We start from the raw sequence: 24,469 nt of genomic DNA, 5'->3' as shown, positions 1-24,469 counted from the left end.
AAGAACATGATGGACTGGAATACCCTCATATCCGCCAAACGATTCGGCTTGGAAGAGTTTCATAAAGAGCGTCACGAGAACCGTTCTGAATTTCAGCGGGATTACGACCGCCTCATCTTCTCCGCACCTTTCCGGAGATTGCAGAACAAGACACAAGTGTTCCCTCTGCCCGGCAGCATATTCGTACACAACCGGCTGACACATAGCCTGGAAGTTTCCTGCGTAGGTCGTTCGCTGGGCAATGACGTAGCCAAAGCCATCCTTGCCCGCCGCCCCGAACCGCAAGACTCTTATCTGCCCGAAATCGGCTCCATTGTTTCCGCAGCATGTCTGGCGCACGATTTGGGCAATCCGCCATTCGGACATTCCGGCGAACGCGCCATCTCTACTTTCTTTTCGGAAGGAAAAGGGCTGGCATTGAAAGAAAAACAACCCGACGGAGAACAACTCACCCCGGCACAATGGGAAGACCTGACTCATTTCGAAGGAAACGCAAATGCTTTCCGTCTGCTTACCCATCAGTTTGAAGGACGCCGCAAAGGCGGTTTCGTCCTGACCTATTCCACACTTGCCAGCATCGTAAAATACCCCTTTTCATCGAGCCTGGCAGGACAGAAATCCAAATTCGGCTTCTTTACTACCGAAGAAGAAAGTTTCCGGCGAATAGCCGAAGAACTGGGGATGAAACAGCTTAACGGTTCACCTTTGAAGTACGCACGTCACCCGCTTGTCTACCTGGTAGAAGCGGCAGATGACATCTGCTACCAGATGATGGATATTGAAGATGCCCACAAACTGAAGATTCTCACTACGCAGGAAACGCAGGACCTGCTGCTGGCCTACTTTCCCGACGAACGTAAGGCGCACATCCTCGACACGCTCAAGATTGTGAGCGACACCAATGAACAGATAGCCTATCTGCGTTCTTCCGTCATCGGGCTGCTTATCGGCGAATGCACCCGGGCATTCCTCGATAACGAAGTACAGATACTGGAAGGGGAATTTGAGGGAAGTCTCATCAAGCATATCACCGAACGGCCTGCCGCGGCCTACCAACATTGCGCAGAGGTATCTTTCAAGAAGATATACCGTTCGCGCGATGTATTGGACATAGAACTTGCCGGTTTCCGTATCATCAGCACCTTGCTCGAACTGATGATCGATGCAGTACGCTCACCGGAAAAAGCATATTCGCAGTTGCTCATCAACCGGGTATCCGGACAATATAATATGAAAGCAACTGCACTGTATGAAAGGATACAGGCCGTATTGGACTACATATCCGGCATGACGGATGTATTCGCCCTCGACCTCTACCGGAAAATCAACGGAAACAGCCTGCCGGCTGTATGATTTATCTGCTCGGATAGAATATCTTATTCGCCCCGGAAGTCAGTTTGCATGCTTCCGGCTCGCTTTCGATGAATGACTGGATATGGCGGATGCGCTTTTCCGCCAGGATTTCATCGACGGCAATCAGGATACCTGTTTCTTCCACATCACCGAAACCGTAATTAATGGCCGTACCGAACATACGCATTGTCGGACTGAGACTCATGTAGGCATTTACCAACGGCGGAATATTGTATCCCAGCTTACGGATTTCGCCATTCAATATTTTATAGTCTTCCTTAAATGTATCCTTACAGAACAATGCAGCCAGTTCTTCCTCATCCGACTCCAATTGCAGCGGTTTCATCGGAGTAATCAGACTGTCTTTATCGGCAAAATGCTTTCTCAGGAAATAAAGAATCATGTCGCGTCCTTTACGGATATAACTGGGATACATGGTAACCTTTCCGAAGAAATACTTCACGTTGGGCATAACCACCGTCAACGCACCCAAGCCGTCCCACAAATTATCCAATGCGAACAAACCTTTGCTGTCGCGACGGGTAGACTGGTATTCGAGCGTCACGAATGAACGTCCAAGCTCAATGGTAGTAGGAAGATATTCATTCAAGAATTTCTCGGAAAAATTAAACATGTGCGCAGTAGCCAAAATCGGAGCGCCGTGCTCGTCGAAGCGTACATCCGTACCGAGAATATAGCGGTAACCGCCTAATATCTCTTCCTCTTCCGGATTCCAGACTATCAACTGCTTATAAGGATTATCCATAATATCGTACTCATCAATATCCATGGACATTCCTGTTCCGCCACCGGCAGCACGAAATGCAATCTCACGCAGACGTCCGATTTCCTTCATCGTATTGGGTGAATCCTGGGCAGTAATAATATATATCTGATTATTACTCTTATTCGTCATGCGCAAGCGTTTGTCTTCGGTCAACTCCGCTTTCAGCAGTTCTTTGCTTATCGGTGCAATAATATCTTCCATCTTCCGAGCTTCTATTTTTTTATATTCAATGTTCAACTTACAATTTATACACGATATCTTTCACATACTGCGCCCATTGGGCAGGTGTTTTCGTCTTATCGAATGTTTGCCAGGGAATAGGCTTACCTATAGTAATGGTAAATGTTTTATGACGGTTTTTCAACATTTCATCTGCCAGATACAACATGGCTATATTAAACTTGATACCCAACGTTTTGCAAAGATTCGCCAGGTTATAGAAAAAATCGGAGTTACGGCCGTCAAAATGAATGGGTACTACATCGCGGTGCGCTTCAACGCTCTTTACTATAAACGTCTTTTTCCAGTCCAAATCGCGGATAACCCCATTCCGGCGACGCGAGCAAAGCCCGGCAGGAAACATGATGAGCTGATCGTCCGATGCAAACCCGGCCTCTACCATTTTCGGAAAGTCCTTGGCCTGCTTGCCGGTCTTATTGATAGGAATACAAAGAGGAGCCAGTCCATGCAGGTTCATAAGCAGGTCATTTACCATATATTTCACCTTTCCATCGTAAAAACTCCCAAGTACATAACCCAACGCCACTCCATCCTGTCCACCTAAGGGATGATTGGAAACGAATGTATAAAGACCGTCTTTTCGCAGATTCTCCTTGCCCTTCACTATCAATTTGGCATCCAGAAAGTCCAGACAAGCCTGCAGGAATTCCACCCCCACTTTATCTTTCGACTCTCTCAGAAAAACATTCAATTCATCCTGATGAACAATGCGCTTCAAATAAGATACGACAAACTTAGGGATATACTTCACATGCTTCGGAGCTTTCTCCCGAAGAATCTTATCAATGTCAATCAAAAATAAAGAGTCGTCAGCCATTCTTTTTGTGATGAAATGATTGCGCAAAATTAACGCATCTTTTTAATTAAATGCAAATATTCGATAGAAAACTGCACCCAAAATCTATCAAATAGCACCTAAAATCTATCAATTGATAGTTTTCACCCCAAAGATTGCTTAAAAACAGCCTGTCGAAAAGCCGGAACTTTCGTAAACTTGCAATGCTAAAAGGCAAAACGAACAAGTAACCATTTAACAAAGCACATTTATGAATAGTATGACATTTAAAAAAGATCTGATCGGAGTTCAAAACGATTTATTACGCTTTGCGTACAAGCTCACCTCCGACCGCGAAGAAGCCAACGACCTTCTTCAAGAAACATCACTCAAGGCTTTGGATAATGAAGATAAATACATGCCCGATACTAATTTCAAAGGTTGGATATATACGATCATGCGCAACATCTTTATTAACAATTATCGTAAAGTAGTGCGCGACCAGACATTTGTGGACCAGACGGACAATCTTTACCACCTGAACCTGCCGCGCGACACAGCATTTGAGAACACAGAAAGCGCATACGACCTGAAAGAGATGCACCGTATCGTCAATTCACTGCCACGCGAATACAAAGTACCGTTCTCCATGCATGTTTCCGGTTTTAAATACCGCGAAATAGCCGAGAAGCTGGGACTCCCGCTGGGAACTGTAAAGAGCCGTATCTTCTTTACCCGCCAAAAACTACAACAAGAACTGAAAGATTTTGTTTAGTCAAGAAAAAGAAAACACTTCTTTCCTTTTTCAATAGATAACATAAGTTTTAAATATAGTAGCAAAGAGAAAAGGGCTTTCGGTAACGGACTGCCCTTTTCTCTTTTATTATCTTATGCTACCATCAGGATACGGAACTGTCCTGCCGGTTAGCTTCAGAATAGGCATAGTAGCATGTTGAGACTTTAAATAATCGCTCAATACCTTAGCCAGTTCTTTAGCTTTATCCGGATACCTGGCAGACAAATCATCATTCTCCGAAATATCATTCTCCAAATTATAAAGGCAGGCACTACCCGATTCATAGTAATGGATTAGTTTCCAATCACCCGCCACGACCGCACTTTGCGGTGCACCGATCGTCTGTCTTCTCTCACCCCAGTTATTGGGATAATGAAAAAACAAAGCACGCTCTTTATCTCCGGCATGTCCTTTTATTTGCTTCAAAAAACTTATCCCATCAATATGTTGAGGTGTCCGATAATCGCAGACTCCGGCAATTTCCAACAACGTAGGAAAAAAATCTTCAATAATAACGGGGGTGTCATTTATGGTAGAAGGTTTGGCAACATGTGGATAACAAACAATCATCGGCTCACGGATTCCACCTTCCTTTAAAGAACCTTTACCTTCACTCAGCGGATAATTCTTATCATGACGACCGATTGTATAACCGCCGTTATCCGACATAAAAATAATAACCGTATTATCGGCTATACCTTTTTCGTCCACATAATCCATTAAATCGCCTAAACTTTTATCCATACCCTCCAAAAGTGCCGCATACTGTGCTTCTTTATGTGAAAGTCCCTTATCTGCGTACTTCTGGTAGAAACGTCTGTCTGTTCCGAAAGGCGCATGTACAGCATAATGGCTCATATAAAGAAAGAACGGCTTAGACTGTCCGGTTACCTTATCTAATAAGCTTTTCGCCTCCAATGTCAAAGCTTCAGTCAAGAAAGTATCAGTACCATGATATTGCTCTAAATCCGGAACAGCCCACACTGCTGCACGTTCCGGATCGCTCTTGGCGCCATATCCTTCCTCGCCCAGATAGCTCCCCATAGCTCCGGCAGCATGACCGGCAATATTATAATCGAAACCTATTGTCAAAGGATTGGCCGCAGGTGTACCCATCGAACCAAAATGCGCTTTTCCAACCATCATAGTAGCATATCCATTCTCACGAAGTAGTTGAGGCAAACACTTCGCATAAAAAGAATGTTCCAATCCCGCTTCCGGACAAAGACCATTATAATTCCATGCTTCAAATTCCAAGACAGCATCTTTCCTATCGGTCGGCGTATCTTTCTTCAACGTCCAGTTTGTAACTTTATGCTGCGCAGCATTTGCACCAGTGAACAAACTTACACGTGACGGAGAACTGATTGAACAGGCATAAGCGTGAGTAAACATAACTCCCCTTTCAGCTAAACGCTCCATATTGGGAGTTTCATAAATACGGTTCAAGTCCGTGGTATCTTTCCAAAAAGGCAGAGAGGTATCCTGCCACCCCATATCATCCACCAAAAAAAGGATGATATTAGGTTTACGCTGTGCCATAGCATTACCCGACAGCAATGCTACAACTGTTAAGGAAGCAACTGTATATTTCATTTCACGTACCTATATCAATAGAACCTTATGGCAGGAGCTTTCCCACCTTTATAATCTTTATTCACATACACCCGTATCCAGTCAACGAACATGGCCGGCATAGCATCTTTTTTCCATTCGGACGGCATAACCGCCCCGGGCCATGCCTTAGGATTGGTTGATATACCGGTACTGAAAATAAGAAAGAAGCCTTCCGGATCACTCCAAGGCCAATCTTCATTGCCATTGGCTCCCTTACGGTGTTCAAAATAGGTCTGTCCATTCACGCCTCCTACTATGCGGTCGGGATACCATTCCAGCCAGTAGATATTCCACCAGGACATATCGGCCAGGTCAATTGTCGAGGTAACACTTCCGCTGCCTCCTACTACTCCGGCATAATAATTCTCCGAGTGCAATGTGAAATGTGCACGATTATTGACTGTCTTTTTCGGATTTTCCAATAAATCTATTTCCCCATTCTTAGGCCAAGGACGGTTATTGTTCCCCATAAACCAAAGTGCATCGTTGAAACCTTGATAAGCATTGCGTTTAAAACGAATCTCAATACGCATATTCTCGGTAAAGTTACACCAGAAATCCTTGCTTCCGGGCAATGACGTGCGATAACAGCCGTGAGAGAACTTCACATTGGCACCAAAACGATTGTCCAAAGAATCGGTTTCCTCAACTGTACGAATCTGTAACACACCATTGTTCACTTCCGAACAGCGTGCATTATCCACCCGTGCGGCACGGCTCATGTGTGCCCCCCTATGTTCAATGAATCCTTTCGGAAGATTATTTTCCGTATCACGGTTCAAAAATTCATGAGCGGTGTAGAAACGCCAACCTTTCACTTTCGGATGATTATCACCGGGTTTTAGCTTCAACGGTGCACCGGGACGGTCGTATACCAGTGTTTCATCATCTTTCGGCATGCCTTTCACAGCAAGGATACCCACCTCGCCAATAGCAGTAGATACTTTCCCGTTGATTTCGGCAAGCGGTTCAAGCTTGAAGTAACGTGCCCGATAACTCTTTCCGAAGCGTACAAAGTAAGGAACGGGATTGTGCATAATATTGCTGAACTCACCGGCTGCATCGCATTTTGTCCATTCCTCGCCGTCACTACTGATGTAGAAAGCATATTTGTAAATAGTACCCGCCAGGTCATCACCCGTAACCGGAGCATAACTGAAGCCTGTAACCTGCACTTCGCGTCCCATATCCACCGTCAACGGTTTCAATGAGTTGGTGTACCACCCCGTACTCCGGTCTCCGTCAATAGCCTGATGCGCATTCGGTTCACCGTCTGCTATACGCCATTCATCCACCGGAATATCACTCAACTGCACTTCCGTATTCTCGTCATTCAAAGGTTCGGCGAAGAAAAGTCCCACTTTCAGGATATTTGCCTTTCCACGTGCCGAACGGACAGTAACCCGTATTTTCTCCGCCTTGGTATCCGAGAAACGGATCAGACGTTTGTACCCAACCGTCGTACCTTCCGCCACATATCTCCACGAACCATTGGAGTAAGCCTCCACAAGAAAATTTTCCACACGCTGTCCTTTGGCAATATCTTCCTGAATAAGGAAGGTATTTACCACAGCGCCTTTCTGCACTTTATATTCGCGGACATCTCCACTTAAGGATTGCCAACGGGTATCTCCTTTCTGCAGAAAATCTTTGCCGAACGTCTTCTTCAGATAACCGGAAAGCTCTTTCAGACGCTGCACATCATTCTCATGAATCAACCCGCGCTTATCAGGCGGAATATTAAGCAACAATACCGAATTATAACCTACAGATTTGAAATAAATATCCACCAGATGCGCCAACGACTTCACTTGCTTGTCCTGTGCAGCATGATAGAACCAACCCGGACGAATAGACACATCCACTTCGGACGGCCACCAGAAAAGTTCCTTGGCACGCGCCACGATGTCACGACCGCCCAAGTCTTTGGCCTTACCATAAATACCCAATCCCTTTCTCAGTTCTTCCGAACGGGAATAGATGCCCGGCGGCAATGCTGTGGCACTCCACTCGGTTTCACGTCCGATTCCCTTTTCATTACCTACCCAACGCACATCATCACCCATGATAGCAGTCACAGCTTTGGGCTGCAGGCGACGAATGGTCTTTATCACTGCATCCCAGTCATATTCTTGCTTTTTACCGTTGGGTCCTTCACCGTTTGCACCATCAAACCATACTTCGTGAATTTCACCATATTGCGTCAGCAACTCCGTGAGTTGTTCAATGAAGAATTGGTTATAGACGGGAGAATCGCCGTAACAAGCGGCATTCCGATCCCACGGAGAGAGGTATATGCCAAACTTAATACCGTATTTATCGCATGCATTACGCAATTCGCGTACCAAGTCTCCCTTCCCGCCACGCCAGGGACTGGATGCAACAGAGTGCCGGGTAGTCTTCGTAGGCCACAGACAAAAACCGTCGTGATGCTTGGCGGTAATGATTGCCATCTTAAAACCTCCGTCTTTGAGTGCACGTACCCACTGCTCACAATCCAGTTCGGTAGGATTAAAGAGAGCAGGGGCTTCCGTACCATCCCCCCATTCACGTCCCGTAAAGGTATTGATACCGAAATGCAGGAAAGCGGTAAACTCCATTTGCTGCCACTCCAACTGTTGCGGAGTAGGAATTAAACGTGAAGCCATGTCCAGCTTCTGTGCAGCAGTAGCCTTTTCGGGGAAGATCAAATGTTTCTCGTAATAGGTTTCCTGTGCCTGCACTCCACAAAAGACTGCGAAAAGTAATGATGTCAGGAGCATTATTTGTTTCATATATATATTCTATTAATAGTTAACTCAATACCTCTTGCTATGAGCAAAATTCAAATAAGTTTGCACTCATCTGACAAGATAGATGGTAAAATCAAACTGTTGCCTGTCTATAGGAATAAGATAAGGCGGTAATGTGGCAGGTCCGCAAGTAGCGGTGCCCACTCCCGACTGTCCGGCATCCAGATGCACGGTTACCTTGCCATTACGTTCGAGTTCGTTAATGTGGGTAGCCTTTTCAATATTCTCATCCGAGAAAGGAGAAATACTAAACTGAAACGGACGGCTCGAATTGACAAACAATCCGTTATTGGCTTCATCCGCCAACTTCATCCAACGTACATCGGTACGATTACCTGTAGCCTGCGGCTTTACATAATAATGGAACATACGTTCAACAGTCGTATTGTATATGTCAATCTTACCGGACTGCTTACGGTCGGCATACGTTTCATGCTCTCCGCGCCCCAGATAAGAAACATTCCCATACCTATCGTTCATCTCGAATGCCAATCCCATGCGGGCCATTGATTTAACCATCGTAGTATCGGGCGTAAATTCGGTTTGTATCCTGACACCTCCGTTCTGCGCCAATGAGTATGCCAAAATAGCGTCGCCCACCTTCTTCCCTGCCTCATTCAGCAACTCCACTACCGCAGTAGCAGAAGCCTTGCCTTTTTTCAAAGAAACAACTTTCTGCACCGTCTTGTCAAGTCCCGCCTGACGCCATAAATGTGCCGCTTTCCGGTCGCGATTGTCATTATCCGTTGCCGGACGGAACAAGCTCAATGTAACCGGACTTGCCAGCAATTCTGTCCCATCCTGTGCAAGCAATTGTAAAGCACCGCTCTTTTCGTCCACCGTAAAAGTCATTTTGCCGGATGTTTCCGGCAGATAAGCCTTTCCGGTTGCATTACCGGGTAATACAAATTGGTCATAAGCTACCTCCCAGGAAGTATCTACTATAGGAGAAACTGTTTTCCGCATCCAACTCAAATTCAGATAGGCTTCACGCGTATTAACCGGCAGTTTGACTGCTCCAAACATCACATTGACCATTCCATGAGGCAAACAATCCACCTCCTGCATTCCTTTCGCCAGTACCATACCATTATCGGCTGTTACATTCCAATGCAATATATATTGATTCAGGTTCGAAAAATCAAACCAATTCTTAATACGTACAGTCAGATTCTTTTCATTGATCAAGGTTGTTTTGATATTCTGATAGATTTTCTTCACTTCCAATAAGTGCGGATGCGGTTCACGGTCTGCATTTACCAGACCGTTGCAACAGAAGTTACCAAAACTCGGAATATCTTCAGGTCCGTAGTCACCACCATAACTCCAATACCAGCGGCCGTTGTCGTCAATCTCACGGAACGACTGGTCTACCCAATCCCATATAGCTCCGCCTTGCACCATCGGATTACTCTCAAAAACATCCCAATACTCCTTCATACCCCCACAACTATTACCCATAGCATGCAGGTATTCACACAGAATAAAGGGACGATAAATACCCGGTGTAGCCAGATAAGCTTTGATTTCATCCACACTGCGATACATGCGGCAATAAATATCGGTATTATAGTTCTGTTCCGCCCGTTCATATTGTACGGGACGATTATTTTCTACCGACTTCAACCAATCGTATGTACGCTCAAAGTTTATACCATTGCCCGCTTCATTTCCCAAAGACCAGATAACGATGGCAGGATGGTTCTTGGAACGTTCGTACATACGCTGCGTACGATCCATGTGTGCCGGCAACCAAGTGCTATCCTTCGCCAGCGATGCCGGGCCATAGCCCATACCGTGCGATTCGATATTCGCCTCATCTATCATATACAATCCGTAACGGTCGCAAAGAGTGTACCAATAAGAGTCGGTAGGATAATGCGAATTGCGCACCGTATTGATATTGTTCTGTTTCATCAGGCGGATATCTTGCTCCATCAATTCCTTACTGACAGTACGTCCCAGTTGGGAATGTTCGTGCCGGTTAACACCTTTCACCAATATCGGTACCCCATTGATACAGAAACGGCCGTCCTTTATTTCCGAAGTGCGGAACCCCACCCGGCAACCGGTTACTTCGGTCACCTTGCCCGTAGCATCCTTCAACTCCAGAAACAATGTATAAAGATTAGGATGTTCCGCACTCCATGCCTGCACTGCCGGGAGTCGCTTCCCCGGAAAAGAGATGAAGTTGCTTAATCCGCGTGACTTTACCGGAATCTCTTCCGCCGATACAGTCCGGCCTTCCGCGTCTTTCAGCGTGTACGCAATGGAAGAAGCATTCTGTGAAGCGCCTTCTATCGTTACATCCAGACCGAAAAGACCATCTTTATAGTTCGTTTTTTCCAAAGAAGACGTCACTTTATAATCAGCAATATACCGGTGGGGAGTACTATACAGATATACATCGCGTTCGATTCCGCTTAAACGCCACATATCCTGACACTCCAGATAAGAACCGGCACTCCAGCGGTAAACTTCAAGTGCTATCATATTCTCTCCGTCTTCCAGTTTATCCGTAATATCCCACTCCGCAGGAGTTTTTGAGCCCTGATTGTATCCGATAAACTTACCGTTTACCCATACGTAATAGAAAGAGATAACTCCCTCACAGCAAAGCACCACCCGGCGATCTTTCCACGAAGCCGGAACTTTGAATGTACGGCGGTAAGAACCGACTTCATTGTCTTCGTAAGGAACCAGCGGCGGGTTCTTCTTGAATTTGAACATCTTGTCGTCAAACTCATACGACTCATTCACATAAATAGCCGTACCGTACCCCTGACGTTCCCAATTACCGGGAACAAGAATGTCCGCCCAACCACCGGTATAAAAAGACGGTTTATAAAACTCCTTCGGTCGTTTATCGGGATTCTTCACCCAATGGAATTTCCATTTGCCATTCAGGCTGAGGTAATAGGGAGATTGCTCGTAATCGCCCTGCTCCACATCCGTTACCGTGGCATACGGCCATACATAGGTATGAGGTTGCAATTTATTCAATCCTATGGCATATTGGCTTTGCCATTCCGGCTGTTCTTGTGCTGCAAGCGGTGAAAACGCAAGGATAGCTCCAAGTAATGTAAATATCTGTCGGCTCATACGGTCAATCATACACATTCGTTTTTTCATTCTATAATAAGTTCATCCAAGAAAGGTCTCGCTTCTTGTCCCGGACGCACATGATTTTCCGGACACAAGCCTGCTCCGCAAAGTGTTATCCGCACATAGCGGGCCTGCACATTATCCAAGGCAAACGAGCAGTTGTCAACATAAGAACCTTCACGGAAAATTTCTTTTTGAGAATAGTGCAATTCTCCAGCCAGACGGAAGTTGCGGTTATTATCAGATACAGCCACCCGTATACAAGCAGGTTTATGTACTGCCATTCCGTAAACAGTGATGCACCCCAACGTTACGGTATGGATTTCTTCTTTCTTCTGCAAATCAACAGTAAAAGAAATCGTATCGTTATTCATCCAAGAGCACCATTCGAAATCGGTTTGCTTCAAGCTGCCCCGTACGCCATTCACCAACAACTTCAGTTTTTCGGTATTGCTTCCCAAAATAGGTTTAGCCGTTGCTTTATTCCATTCCACCGGCAGAACCAATGTTTTACCTATCTGCTCTCCGTTGGCAAAAGTGGCAGCTTTCACGGTCTTAGATGTCGTAAGCCGTAAAGGCTCCGAATAAAGTGCAGATTGCAAATCCGGTTCCTTACCGTCAGTGGTGTAATGAATCTGTACATCCGGACGAACACATTCCAACTTGACCTGTAATTGCCCGTCAACGGGAGTTACCGTATGCTGTATATTATACATGGAACGGGCATAAACTATTCCCTTCGCCGCAATATGTTCATTAAACCGGTCCATCGCTTTTAAATAAGTCTGCCAATCCTTACGGTCGGTTTGCGTCCATGCCCCTTCGGCCAAAGCAGACAGGCGCGGAAACAACAGATAGTCCACATCCTCAGGCTTGTTGCAAAACTCCGTCCAAAGGGATGCTTGTACACCCATTAAAAGTTTCTCAACAGCCGGACTCCATTCTTTTTGTACGGGTTCATAATCATATACATCTTTCAGAGTATTATTGCCGAAATAAGTCAATGGTTCAAACCATTGCGGCCCCTGATAACGGATAAGATACAATATAAGCGCAGGAGTCATCACAAACCGATGTCCCAGTTTGGCGGCTTTCAATGCAGCCTGTCCACGCCCCTGCCAGCCGAAAATAATGGCATCTTCGGGAATATCGGTATTGGTCAGCTCGTCCCATCCCATCACTTCGCGGCCTTTACTCTGCACATAACGCGCCATACGTGCCATGAAATATCCCTGTAAGTCTTCTTCGTTTTTCAACCCTTCTGCTTTCATGCGTGCCTGACAACGCGGACATTTTTTCCAATTAACCTTCCATGCCTCATCACCACCCAAGTGAATATATCTTGACGGAAACAAATCTACGATTTCATCAATCACTCCTTCAAGGAAAGTATATACACTATCGTTTCCAGCGCAATAGATGATATCGGCATGAGCTCCTCCCAATCCCGGCAACACCCCGATATATTTATCCACTACCGGACAGGCAAGCAATGGATACGATGCCAATGCGGCATTACTATGAGCCGGCATTTCTATTTCCGGAATCACTTCGATATGGCGTGTCATGGCATAAGATACAATCTCCCGAATATCATCCTGCGTATAAAAGCCTTTCTCCACCGTGGGTTCTCCCTGACGGGCATTACGACGGGCAAAGAACGGCGCTCCCGGACGTTCCACCCGGCGCGATCCAATTTCCGTAAGCAGCGGGTAACGTTTGATTTCAATACGCCAACCATTATCATCCGTCAGATGCAAATGCAGCTTGTTCAGTTTCAACATAGCCATGCAATCTATGATACGCAGCAGATTCTCCTTAGGCGTGAAAAATCGGGATACGTCTACCATCAATCCGCGATAGCTGAAACGGGGGCGGTCGGTAATAGTCATGGCAGGTACGGTCCACAAAGCGTTAACCACCTGTGTACCCTCTATAGCAGCCGGCAATAATTGCCGGATACTCTGCAAGGCATAAAAAAAGCCTTGTACATCCGATGCGTAAATGCGGATTTTCTTTGAGGTGATTTCCAACAGATAGGCTTCCGAATCTAAGGAAGCATCAGTTAGCAAGCAAACATCTCCTTTCTTACTTTCCGTTTTTATACGGGGAGTAAAGCCGGCGGCATTCGTAAAAAGCGCGGTAAACTGTTTCACGACTTCCGCCTGTTCTTCATTTTCCACTGCGAATACCGTCTTAGCCGTGAATTGAAAGTTACCCGTGCCCGGCACAATTGCGACCGGACAGGGAACCAACGAAAAAGGCTGAGTCAAGTTATCTGCCTGGCAGCCCAAGGGGGGAAGCAACCAGCAGCATAATAATAGCATTATAAAGTATTTCATAAAATAAAATCGTTATTTTCAAGTAAAACATAAATCATTCCTTATCTCTTTCCGGTCCGAAGCGCACCGGGTCGTTATATTGTTGCTGTAAATCCAGTAAAGTAGTTTTCAGTTCGGCTGTCACTTCTTCGGTACCGGGTTGGCCATAGATGTTATACATTTCGGCAGGGTCGTTTTTCAAATCATACAATTCCCAAACATCGATGTCATTATAGAAATGAATCAGTTTATAGCGCTCTGTACGCACTCCGTAGTGGCGTTTTACCATGTGTTCTGCAGGATATTCGTAGAAATGATAGTACAATGCCTTACGCCAGTTTACAGGATGCTCTCCCTTGAGTAACGGCAACATGGAAATGCCGTGCATATCTTCCGGCAGACTGATACCTGCAAGATCGAGGATGGTCGGACCATAGTCTATGTTCTGTACCAAATCCGTAATGTCGCCGCGTGCATCCAGCCCTTTGGGCAGGTGCATAATAAGCGGTGTGTGCATGGACTCTTCGTACATGAAACGCTTGTCGAACCAACCGTGTTCGCCCATATAAAAGCCTTGGTCAGAGGTATAAACCACCAATGTATTGTCCAGCATATCTTTCTCTTTCAGGTAATCCAATACACGCCCTACATTATCGTCCAGCGACTTAACCACTTTTGCATAATCACGCATATAGCGCTGATATTTCCATTCGGCGAGTTCTTTACCTTTCAGGTCACGTTTATAAAAATCTTCAATGATAGGCGCATAAAATGTGTCGAAAGCTTTACGGTCATCAGCGTCCATACGTTCTATGTAACTCAGATAGCGCTCTTTCAGTGGGGAGTCTTTGCCCTCTTTCAACATCTTCAGGTCGTAAATCAAGTCCATATCCTTGAATATGCTCATTTCCTGAGAAGCGGCGGCAGGGCGGCCTTTATAATCATCATAGAAGTTATCGGGCAAAGGAAATGTCTTGTCTTCGTAGAGGGCAAGGTTTTTTATTTCAGGCAGCCAGTTGCGATGAATGGCTTTATGATGAATAAAAAGACAGAAAGGTTTTTCCTTGTTCCGCCTGTTTTCCATCCAATCGATACTCATGTCTGTAATTAAGTTGGTGATATAGCCTTTGCGGACAACGGTATCATTGTTCATCGTGATAAAGTCCGGATTAAAATAATCTCCCTGGCCGGGTACAACTTCCCAATAATCAAAACCGGTAGGCAGGCTTTCCAAATGCCATTTACCTATAACAGCCGTCTGATAGCCGTTTTCGCGCAGTATTTTGGGAAAGGTTTGTTGCGAACCGTCGAACACACAAGTGGTATTATCATAGAATTTATTGCCACATGTGTGTTTGCCGGTAAACATGCAGGCACGGCTCGGCCCGCTCAAAGAGTTGGCAACAAAACTATTGACAAAGCGCACACCACCGTTGGCGATGCGATCTAAGTTGGGAGTTTCTATATAGCGATTGTCATAGCAGCTCATCATCTGCGCCGTATGGTCGTCGGTCATGATGTAGACGATGTTGTAAGGTTTTGAAGCCGGCATACATGCGGCCAATGATACCGCCGAAACCGCCCCTGTCAAAGTATACAACCATCCGGTCTGTAGTTTATTCATGATTCAATCAGTGATTAATTTGTTGTTTCCTTTTATATGTAAAATGCCGGAAGCATGGATATTCACCCATCCTTCCGGCATTTGGGTTTCTGATTATACTTACAGATTGTAACTTAGTCGGCCGGTATCGCCTTGATATAATCAGTCAAACTGCTATCCCATGAGTCCTTATATGTATCCACTTTGTCGGCCGGTACATATATCGATTCTAATGCCTCGCATCCGGTAAACCATGTACCTGAATGCTCTGCCGGTACATCTGTCGCCGTGCCAACCGTAACGCTCTTCAATGCCTTGCAATTCTTAAAGGCAGAGCCCCATATATTAATGATTCCTTCAGGAAGAATTATAGTTTCTATTGAAGTATTTTTATCTGTATCAGGTACGGAAGGGGTATTCATATAAAAAGCGTTGGAAGGAAATGCTTTAGTATAAGTAATTTCCGATAAGTCAATATTTACTACATCGGCAGTACCTTTCAAAGGATTTGTTATATTCGTAGCAAATGCAGCTGGAGCTAAAGCAGAAGCATCACCCGTAACCTTAACATTTTGAGTTCCGGGAGGAATCGTTATCGGCGTATTGGCAGAATAAGTAACAGTGGTCCAAGCTATTCCGGGAGTAGCTGTTGATGTAAATGTCGCTTCCTGAACAACCGATAACGTATTTCCGTCGGAAATCAGAAAAGCTACCGTTACACTTTCATCGCCTGACGGATAAGTAACAATCAATTTAGTATCAGCACCTATTCCCGTAACCTTTATCGTCCACCCTGCAGGAGTCTCGTCTACCTTTCTCATGATATGTCCGGCTCCAAGGGCAATCGGATATGTCACCTCGGTTCCGTTGGTGCCTTCATACGTTGCCGACAAAGCATCTTTCAGGTTCACCCACTTCACCAGCTCTTTCGTTGTATTGTCATTCAACGTAACAATCACCCTGCCGTTTTCTTCCTTCACCTCCTTAATAGGATGTGCACCTACTGCATTTTGGTCTACCGTCACCGTGGTTCCGCCAATTGTCAAATCGAATATTTCAGGATTATCGGCATTAGGCGTTAATGAAGCTCCGCCTCCTTCTGTCACATATACCTTCTTGCCTTCTATCTGTAAAGGCTCGCCGTTCATCGTCCAATAATAACCGTTATCGTCCTGTGCCACACCAACCGAAGCATCGCTTCCGCCACTGACCTCGCTGTCTTCATTATAGTACAACGTAATAGCATTAGCGTGCAGGAAAGAGATTTTATACCCTTGCACACCATCCTTTTCCACTTTTTCCACATTGGTCACATAATCGGTAGCCGTAAGAATCCCCTGCAAAGAATTCAGTTGGTCTACAACCGTCTTCTGCCATTTCTCCAATGCGGAAATTCTTTCTTCCTGACCGTTCACCGCATCCCACAATCCATCATCATCGTAGCTACAGCTACCCAACACAGTTACTGCACACAACGTGCACAAAATAGTCTTAATCTTCATATTATTATTCTTTATAGGTTAATGTTCTTTCTTTTTTTCATTGTTATGTACATTAATACAAAATGAGGTCTTTACGATAAGGCATCTCATGATCCGTATAAGTATCGTCTATATAAAAACGCACCCAGTCTATTTCCATACGGGGAATCTTTATATCCGGATTCACTTTCAAGATATTCCGTGCAGCCTGATAGCTCATCACCATATCCGTTGCACCGAAATTCGGCTCTGCTTTGTGCAAAAACATCATCGTGATGATGTAATACAACCCTTCACTGTTTATACTGTAGGAGAACGGCCAGCGACCGCCATTCTGTTCTGTCATCGCTTTGGTCACCCGAAGCGTTTCTACACCGTTTGTCCCTATGGCAACGGTTTCATCGTCTATCCATTCTACCCAATAAATCTGGAATTCGTCTATAATAGTACCTCCGGTCTTGCCGCCCGAAGCCAATTCCGTGACAGCTTTGGTTGGATTATAAGCACCGGCACCGGTACTGGTCCCCGGCGTGGGAGCACCAAAATGGAAAGTTTGTTCCACCCCGCGCCTGTATGCCAAATTATTGTGTCGGCTATTATTCTCCATAACATCTATTTCTCCAAAATCAGGCCAGTTATTCCACTCGGCATTTCCACCCACCTGCTCATTGCCTTGCAGCCAGATACCAGGCAGCATACCGCTATTTTCCATACCGCGGATACGGGCGCGGGTCTCAATGCGCATACCCGGATAAATACGGATATTGGAAGATGCCCATGCCGTACTATTGGCATTGCCGCGCATGAATTTACAAGAATAGAATGCAGATGTTCCATAATCCCATTCCTTACCCCCGTTACCGGATTTAGCCCTCTCTTTCAATGTCATCATACGCAAATAGCCTTCATCCATTACATAAGCATACTTAGCATTATCCACCGCACCTTGACTTTCTACCGCAGCAGTATTCTGGTCGGCAAAGCCAAACGGATATTCCTTACTGACATAATCGCCCATCGGACTGTCCTTCGTCGTGAGACAGGCATCAATCTTATGAAACTCATAAGCGCGGAAAAACTTCCATTTACCGTCGGGCAGCACATTGCCGCTGTTGGGGTGCGGGTCACCCTCTTTCATCACCACATAGTTCAGTTGTCCCCATTTCTTCACGGCATCTTCATTTTGAGGCGACACGAAGAGTTGGTCGGCATCCTCGTACAACCACCGTTCATCCCTTATCTTCGTATCCATACCCTTATGGATATCTATTCTGTGAATAATGATTTCATTTGCCACCAACGGATAACGGCTTGCCACCGGAATTGTGGAGAACGTGAGCTTCAGATCTTCATCGGCAATGGTTTCCGTACTTTTTATCATCATAATAGCCTCACTCTCCACCGAACTCTCTCCGGCCGGAATCACCAATTGTTCGGGAAGGTTCTCAAGACGCCGGGCCACACCTTCCGCAGGCGTAATAACGATAGTAAGGTCGTCCTTCAATTTAGAATTGACGGAAGCTGTCAAAATAAAACTCTGTCCCTCTTTCACTGTATTATCCGCATTGTTTTTTATCATTACGCGCGAATAATGATAATCGCTCACGGTGAGCAGTTGCAAGGCATTCTCTACTCTATAGCCGCGTGCAAAAGCCGATATTTCGACAGAATATTCTTTATTCAGCCCCTCTTTCACAAGTACCGGAATAGTCTTGCTCGTTTCTCCCTGCTTCATAACGACTTCGGTGGGAAATCCTTCGAACAACAGGCGGTCTACCGCTCCTTTTTCCGTAGTGGCGCTCAGTTTAATGCTTACATCCTCATTCATCGCTTTCATACCTTCGTCCGTACCGGTGACATCAAAAGTAATCTCCAGCGTTTCACCCATCACCAAATCCGTACTATTAATGCTCATCCTCAGAGGTACGGGTTCAGGTAACGGCGCCATCTTCTCCTCCGAACAACCGGTAATGCCCAACACGGCAAACAACAATATGCAATATATATTCTTACTCTTTTTCATGGTCTGTTCTTTCTAAAATTAAATAACCGCATCATATTCTTACTCTTCTCCCCAACCGGGATTCTGCTTCATCTGCCTGTTCAACTTGAGTTCGCTGGGCGGAATAGGAAGCAGGTAATCACGACCGGCAACAAATTGGTAGCCATTGGGCAACAGTTCCTGCAAAGGATCCATCCATTGACTACCGTCGGTCAGTATGGTAGTAAGTTTCGATTGCTGCTCTTCGGTGAATGATTTATAAAGTACCGCATCCTTTCCCAAATAAGCGCCTCGTCCACGCTTATTGACAATAACTTTGGCGCCGCCCCAACGCATAAGGTCGTCCAACCGATAGCCCTGTAACGCCAGCTCCACACGGCGCTCGCGACGAATCTCCTGAAGAACGGGCGTCAACGCGTACCCATAGTCTGTGAAATTAGGATCGACAGTCACAGGCTTCACATACTTCACTCCGGCACGTTCGCGCAAAGGCTTCAGTGTTTTTTCCAGTACGGCATCATCGCACTTACCCAATTCTTCCGCTGCCTCAGCATAACTCAACAACGCTTCGGCATAACGCATAATAACCAACCCAACTTCCGAATCTCCCTGCACATAGGTAGTATCCACTCCAAGTCGTATGTGATATCCCGTCACGTTCTTGGCATTGCCGTCACTCGTCAGGAAAGGGGGATTGATACCTTTGGCATCGGAAGCTACATCCTGCACATTCAATGGTCTGGAGCCGGTGATAGTCGATTTGAATTTATAGCCGCTACTCATCACAGTTTCCGTAAGACGCAAATCGCGATTTTTGAAAGTTTCATTGAAATCCTTGAATTTTTCATCATTCGGGTCAACAGGTATTCCGTCTGCACTAAGATATGTATTTACCAATTCACCCGATACCCCGGCAGGGCCGTTCTGGTCAACCACACCGCCGGCAAGTAATCCGCTCAAGGCATGAAACACACCTTCCGTAATAGAGTACTGTTTCCAAAAAATGGCTTCAGTGACATTGGAATAGTCTTTCTGATTGAAAAGACGTCCGTAAGCATCTCCCGGATTCACCACATCTTTATCCGTATCCCTGGTGTTCAGTTGCAATCCGCTGTTAAGCAACATATCGCCCCAACGCAGCACTTCATTGAAGAAGTACTCGGATTGGTCCGTATCGGCTGCAAAGGCATCGTTTTTGTGATATTTTTCCCAAGAACCCTCATAAAGCGCTACTTGCATGGCAAGCATCATAGCCGCCTCTTTTGAAATACGCAATCCTGCATATTTGCTACGGTCGAACAGTAAATCCTTCGCTTTATCCAAATCCTCAAGAATGAATTTTGCTACCTCGCTGCGGTCTTTTTGCGGAATCTGCAATCCGGCGATAGTAGCGTTCTCATCCCAAAAAGCATCCATCACGGGAATATCTCCGAACTTCTTCAGTTGCACAAAATGCCAATAGGCCCGCAAAAAGTAGGCTTCGCCAATCAGCGATTTAATCTCTTCCGTTTCCAGATTCTCGGGTACTTTATAGTAATGAAAGAAATAATTGACATTGCGCAGGTTCTTATAACCGGTTTCCCAAGCTTGATTACTGGAAAATACCGTTTCTTCGCCATTCAGGCGCCTATCGTAAATTTCGGACAGGATGTTATCGCTGTTTTTCTCTTCACCGCGCACTCCCATTCCGAATTTCTGCAAGGAAGGTAATGCCGTGTACAAGCCGTTGATATAGCCGCGTACCTGTGATTCGCCCGAAAGGAACGATTCATTATTCGGTGCAGTTATCGGTTCTCTGTCCAGGAAGTCGGAGCACGATGAAAACAGCGTGCTTGCTCCCATTAGTAATGCAATATATAAATAAGTTTTTTTCATACTCTTTATTCTGTTACCAATACTTAGTTAAAATGTGAAATCAATACCAAACACAAAGTTTCTGTTCATGGGATATACCTTACCGTTACCGTTCTCATTGGCAGCGGATGTCAGTCCCGGAGCCGTATCGTTGCTACCGCCCGCCCATGTATTCACCTGATTCAGAGTTTCCGGATCGAACGACTTGGGCAATGAGGTAATGGTAAACAAATTATCACAAGTAAAATAAAGACGTAAATTCTCCAGGCGCAATGCCTTGAGCATCTTCTTGTCGAATGTGTAGGATACCGTAAGGTTCTTCATACGCATATAAGCCGCATTCACCATATAACGAGTAGTATTATACCCGGCATTTACTCTGTAATCGTCTGTCTTCGGATCGGCCAGACGAGGCAGATAGGCATCGGGATTCTGCGGACTGAAATAATCCAGATGTTCCTTGAAGTAGTTCTTTCCGCCGAACAGATAAGTACTGCCCGCCAACGGGAAATCGCGTTTACCCACACCTTGGAACAAAGTAGAAACCTGGAAACCTTTGTAGCCCGCTTTCAGATTGATACCGAAAGAATATTTAGGAGTGGTGTTACCTATGATGCGTAAGTCGCCGTGGTCGTCCAACGTACCTTTTCCCGGATCCACTTTCCCGTCGCGATTGACATCGATATACTTCAAGTCACCTGCCTGCCACAGATTATCTGCCTTAAAGAAAGAGAGGTCCTTACTCTGAAGGTAATCGTCCACTTCCCGGTTGGTCATGAAAAGGTCGTCGGCCACGAATCCCCATATCTCGCCGATATCCATACCCTCATAATATCCTTTATTACGCGCCAAACCGGTATGATTATTATAAATGATACCTTCCGGATTATTATACTTGGTTACAACAGCCTTATAATCGAACAAATTAAAACCTATCCCATAGCTGAACCCGCATTTCAACTTATCCTGCCAGTTGACGGAAAGTTCCCAACCACGGTTACGCAAAGTGGCATTGTTTATCTTTGCACGGTCGTCCGGTACAATGCCGCTGACGGCAGGAATAGCTTCGGCCGGGCCAATCATATCTTTCGTCATGCGCTGATAAGCATCGAACGTTACGGAAAGACGGTCATCGAACAGCATCAAATCCAAACCGATATTGGCATTATCCACCTTTTCCCAAGTAATGTAGGGACTTATCATTTTCGGTGTAAGCGAAATGGTTCCTTTGGCGGGTTTATTGCCTGTACCCGGCAACAACCACGCATTCACGTTGTTCGGGTCGAGTGTCATCACGCCGAGATAATCATAAAGCCCCGCACCGTTTTGGTTGCCAAGACGACCATAGGACACACGTACTTTAAGCTGTGACACCGGCAGGTTAAGTTTGGTAAAATAAGGCGTACGTGAAATATCGTAGCCGGCAGAGAAAGATGGGAAAAATCCCCAACGATTGTCCGGAGCAAAACGGGATGATCCATCGTAACGTCCGCTGAACTCCAAGAAATAGATATTCCGGTAGTTCCAGTTAAGGCGGGCAAACATACCCATTGTAGCCCAATGCGACCGAGCTTCGGCTGCATAGGGAGTTCCATTGGCATTATCAAAAGAGTAAATATCCTCGCTCAACATACCGTCCTTATACATATACTCACTGGAGTTTTCCTGCAATTCCATCTGAAAGCCTGCCATCCCCTTGAAGAAATGATCGCCCCACTGACGGGTATAGGCACCGGTCACACTGGGCGAAAGATAGTAATTGAACACACTGCCGCGCGTCAGCGAACCGAACTGGGTATTCTGCCACTTCATACCGGGATAATGGTATCCCTGCTTATTGCCCGATACTTCCATTACAGAACCATTAGGCAACGCATAATTACCTTTACGCAACTCGAAACTATTGTTCTCTACGTCCAAACGGGCTTTCATCTCGCCCACAAACTCCAGTCCTTCCAGCGGAGTGATAATTGCAGAAAAAGACATTGCATCCGATACCCGATTCTGGCTATAGCCCGCCTTTTGCAGATAAAGTTGCTCGTTCCACGTAGGAGTGGAATACTCCGCCTGCTCGACAGGGAGTTTCGTGACACGGCTTGGCGACATATTAGCTATCGTTCCATAAAAAATAGTCTGGTTTGCCAAAGGTCGTTTCAAAAGACTCAACGACACATTATTATTGAAATTGAACTTCAGCCAATCTGTAGCACGTATGGAAAACTTAGTGTTCACATTATACTTCTCCAAATCATCCTGCACCTTATCCATCAAGCCTTCCTGGTAGATATAACCCAAACCTACATAATAAGAAGTCTTTTCCGAACCGCCCTGTATACTGATATTATGAGAATGGCGGATAGCACGGTCCTTGAAATAATAATCGAACCAGTCGGTATTGGCATACTGCGCATTATCGGCTGCCGCCCAACCGTCACCCGACTGATTGACATCTATACCGGGAAACTCGGCAGAATAAGGATTCTGCATAAAACCTTCCATTTTCTGAATAGTTGCATCGGAAATCTGATGAGAACGTCCCATACTCTCGTCCCGCAAATTGGAATACCTCGCCCATTCCAATGAGCTCATCATCTGCGGCATGTTAATGGGAGAGCTGAAACCAACGGAACCGCGATAGGTAACGCGCGCTTTCTCCTGTTTTCCGCTTTTAGTAGTCACCAGCACTACGCCATACGCAGCACGTGCACCGTAAACAGCAGCAGCCGAGGCATCTTTCAGTACACTGATACTTTCAATGTCGGCAGGGTTCACATTCTGCATACTCTGCTCGATGCCGTCCACCAATACATAGGGTTCGCCGCCGTTAATGGAACCGACACCGCGTATATTGAATTTTATTTCAGCGCCCGTCTCACCACCTACTCCATCGGCAGCGGCATCCGAAGCAAAATTCAGACCGGCAACATTTCCTTGCAGAGCACTGGTCAGGTCGGTTACCGGACGGCTGGTGATGGCTTCCGATTTCACAGTTGCCACAGCAGCGGTAATAGTATTACGCTTCTGCTTATCCATACCGACAACCACAACTTCCTCCAACAGTTCGGAGTCTTCTTTCAACGTATAGACATTACCGGTCAGCTTGGTAATCTTCACCTCCAACGGAGTATATCCTATATAAGATATAGTCAACATATCCCCCACTTTGCCGGCAACGGAAAACTCACCGTCCAAATTAGTAATGCCACCGGTAACTGTACCTCTAACGGAAACAGATGCGCCAATAATACTCTCGCCTTTATCGTCGAGAACGCGCCCCTGAATCATCTGTTGCTGTGCGGATACTCCTAAAGGAATCAACGTAAGGAGCAATAGAAAAACGAAACAAATCTTTTTCATAAGCAATTCTTCATAATATTAAATTTATAAGGTAATTCGGTTATCAGGTTTATGTCCTGTAAACCCACGGACAAATGTAAATCATGCCGTAAAAACAGATGTTCAATTATCACTATTTCTATTTCCAAATTTAACTAACATACATCTGTACATACCTGTAGAGCCTTTTTTAAGATTGCGCCAATGACTTTAGAGCAATACAAATCTGACATACCAACCAGTCATTGGAATGTGTGATATACCGAAAAACACACTCAAGTATAGAAACCGATATTTTGATTAATCAGTCATCACTCGTCACTTTTGCACTTAACCAACTGATAATGTACAAGTTGATTGGTGATGAGAAGCGTTATGACAAGTGACGACAAATACTTGGTCATCAC

Annotated in this window: 13 protein-coding genes; 2 read left to right on the top strand and 11 right to left on the bottom strand. The window is 45.5% G+C overall.

Annotation, left to right across the window (positions count from 1 at the left end; genetic code table 11):
- Positions 1–6 precede the first annotated feature (6 nt).
- Complete coding sequence (locus NQ565_RS04285; RefSeq protein ID WP_005656123.1) at positions 7–1,353, top strand: deoxyguanosinetriphosphate triphosphohydrolase; 1,347 nt, start codon at positions 7–9, stop codon at positions 1,351–1,353.
- A gap of 1 nt (position 1,354) precedes the next feature.
- On the opposite strand, the gene NQ565_RS04280 is transcribed toward NQ565_RS04285, so the two are convergent.
- The gene (locus tag NQ565_RS04280) at positions 1,355–2,341 is read right to left on the bottom strand and encodes a GNAT family N-acetyltransferase (RefSeq protein ID WP_016661098.1); all 987 of its coding nucleotides are present in this window, start codon (positions 2,339–2,341) and stop codon (positions 1,355–1,357) included.
- 37 nt (positions 2,342–2,378) lie between these two features.
- Complete coding sequence (locus NQ565_RS04275; protein WP_005656121.1) at positions 2,379–3,197, bottom strand: 1-acyl-sn-glycerol-3-phosphate acyltransferase; 819 nt, start codon at positions 3,195–3,197, stop codon at positions 2,379–2,381.
- Between the two features lie 229 nt (positions 3,198–3,426).
- On the opposite strand from NQ565_RS04275, the gene NQ565_RS04270 reads away from it, so the two are divergent.
- On the top strand, positions 3,427–3,930 hold the full coding sequence (locus tag NQ565_RS04270; protein WP_005656120.1) for an RNA polymerase sigma factor: 504 nt from the start codon (positions 3,427–3,429) through the stop codon (positions 3,928–3,930).
- Positions 3,931–4,038: 108 nt separating this feature from the next.
- Here NQ565_RS04270 and NQ565_RS04265 read toward each other — a convergent pair whose 3' ends face one another.
- From NQ565_RS04265 to NQ565_RS04225, 9 genes are all read right to left on the bottom strand, one after another.
- Entirely contained in the window at positions 4,039–5,547 is a 1,509-nt protein-coding gene (locus NQ565_RS04265; protein ID WP_005656119.1) for a sulfatase, read from the bottom strand.
- A gap of 14 nt (positions 5,548–5,561) precedes the next feature.
- On the bottom strand, positions 5,562–8,342 hold the full coding sequence (locus NQ565_RS04260; protein WP_005656118.1) for an alpha-L-fucosidase: 2,781 nt from the start codon (positions 8,340–8,342) through the stop codon (positions 5,562–5,564).
- Positions 8,343–8,408: 66 nt separating this feature from the next.
- Positions 8,409–11,474 (bottom strand): glycoside hydrolase family 2 TIM barrel-domain containing protein, encoded by a 3,066-nt coding sequence (locus NQ565_RS04255; protein ID WP_394363658.1) that lies wholly within the window; start codon positions 11,472–11,474, stop codon positions 8,409–8,411.
- A gap of 14 nt (positions 11,475–11,488) precedes the next feature.
- On the bottom strand, positions 11,489–13,807 hold the full coding sequence (locus tag NQ565_RS04250) for a glycoside hydrolase family 20 protein (protein WP_005656116.1): 2,319 nt from the start codon (positions 13,805–13,807) through the stop codon (positions 11,489–11,491).
- A 34-nt stretch (positions 13,808–13,841) separates the two neighbouring features.
- Entirely contained in the window at positions 13,842–15,410 is a 1,569-nt protein-coding gene (locus NQ565_RS04245) for a sulfatase family protein (RefSeq protein WP_005656115.1), read from the bottom strand.
- A 113-nt stretch (positions 15,411–15,523) separates the two neighbouring features.
- Positions 15,524–16,891 (bottom strand): PL29 family lyase N-terminal domain-containing protein, encoded by a 1,368-nt coding sequence (locus NQ565_RS04240; RefSeq protein ID WP_005656114.1) that lies wholly within the window; start codon positions 16,889–16,891, stop codon positions 15,524–15,526.
- A gap of 52 nt (positions 16,892–16,943) precedes the next feature.
- Positions 16,944–18,893 (bottom strand): DUF5006 domain-containing protein, encoded by a 1,950-nt coding sequence (locus tag NQ565_RS04235; RefSeq protein WP_005656113.1) that lies wholly within the window; start codon positions 18,891–18,893, stop codon positions 16,944–16,946.
- Positions 18,894–18,932: 39 nt separating this feature from the next.
- Positions 18,933–20,747 (bottom strand): RagB/SusD family nutrient uptake outer membrane protein, encoded by a 1,815-nt coding sequence (locus NQ565_RS04230; protein WP_005656112.1) that lies wholly within the window; start codon positions 20,745–20,747, stop codon positions 18,933–18,935.
- Between the two features lie 27 nt (positions 20,748–20,774).
- A complete protein-coding gene (locus NQ565_RS04225; RefSeq protein WP_005656111.1) occupies positions 20,775–24,083 on the bottom strand; it encodes a SusC/RagA family TonB-linked outer membrane protein in 3,309 nt (1,102 codons plus the stop codon).
- Positions 24,084–24,469 lie beyond the last annotated feature (386 nt).

The sequence above is a fragment of the Bacteroides stercoris ATCC 43183 genome (genome assembly GCF_025147325.1).
GTDB lineage: Bacteria > Bacteroidota > Bacteroidia > Bacteroidales > Bacteroidaceae > Bacteroides > Bacteroides stercoris.
This window is presented reverse-complemented; position numbering and strand designations above follow the sequence as displayed.

What these genes read in the sequence shown, in the direction of transcription:
- NQ565_RS04285 (WP_005656123.1), top strand. Translation starts at nt 7, where the DNA reads ATGATGGACTGGAATACCCTCATATCCGCCAAACGATTCGGCTTGGAA.
- NQ565_RS04280 (WP_016661098.1), bottom strand. Translation starts at nt 2,341, where the DNA reads ATGGAAGATATTATTGCACCGATAAGCAAAGAACTGCTGAAAGCGGAG.
- NQ565_RS04275 (WP_005656121.1), bottom strand. Translation starts at nt 3,197, where the DNA reads ATGGCTGACGACTCTTTATTTTTGATTGACATTGATAAGATTCTTCGG.
- NQ565_RS04270 (WP_005656120.1), top strand. Translation starts at nt 3,427, where the DNA reads ATGAATAGTATGACATTTAAAAAAGATCTGATCGGAGTTCAAAACGAT.
- NQ565_RS04265 (WP_005656119.1), bottom strand. Translation starts at nt 5,547, where the DNA reads ATGAAATATACAGTTGCTTCCTTAACAGTTGTAGCATTGCTGTCGGGT.
- NQ565_RS04260 (WP_005656118.1), bottom strand. Translation starts at nt 8,342, where the DNA reads ATGAAACAAATAATGCTCCTGACATCATTACTTTTCGCAGTCTTTTGT.
- NQ565_RS04255 (WP_394363658.1), bottom strand. Translation starts at nt 11,474, where the DNA reads ATGATTGACCGTATGAGCCGACAGATATTTACATTACTTGGAGCTATC.
- NQ565_RS04250 (WP_005656116.1), bottom strand. Translation starts at nt 13,807, where the DNA reads ATGAAATACTTTATAATGCTATTATTATGCTGCTGGTTGCTTCCCCCC.
- NQ565_RS04245 (WP_005656115.1), bottom strand. Translation starts at nt 15,410, where the DNA reads ATGAATAAACTACAGACCGGATGGTTGTATACTTTGACAGGGGCGGTT.
- NQ565_RS04240 (WP_005656114.1), bottom strand. Translation starts at nt 16,891, where the DNA reads ATGAAGATTAAGACTATTTTGTGCACGTTGTGTGCAGTAACTGTGTTG.
- NQ565_RS04235 (WP_005656113.1), bottom strand. Translation starts at nt 18,893, where the DNA reads ATGAAAAAGAGTAAGAATATATATTGCATATTGTTGTTTGCCGTGTTG.
- NQ565_RS04230 (WP_005656112.1), bottom strand. Translation starts at nt 20,747, where the DNA reads ATGAAAAAAACTTATTTATATATTGCATTACTAATGGGAGCAAGCACG.
- NQ565_RS04225 (WP_005656111.1), bottom strand. Translation starts at nt 24,083, where the DNA reads ATGAAAAAGATTTGTTTCGTTTTTCTATTGCTCCTTACGTTGATTCCT.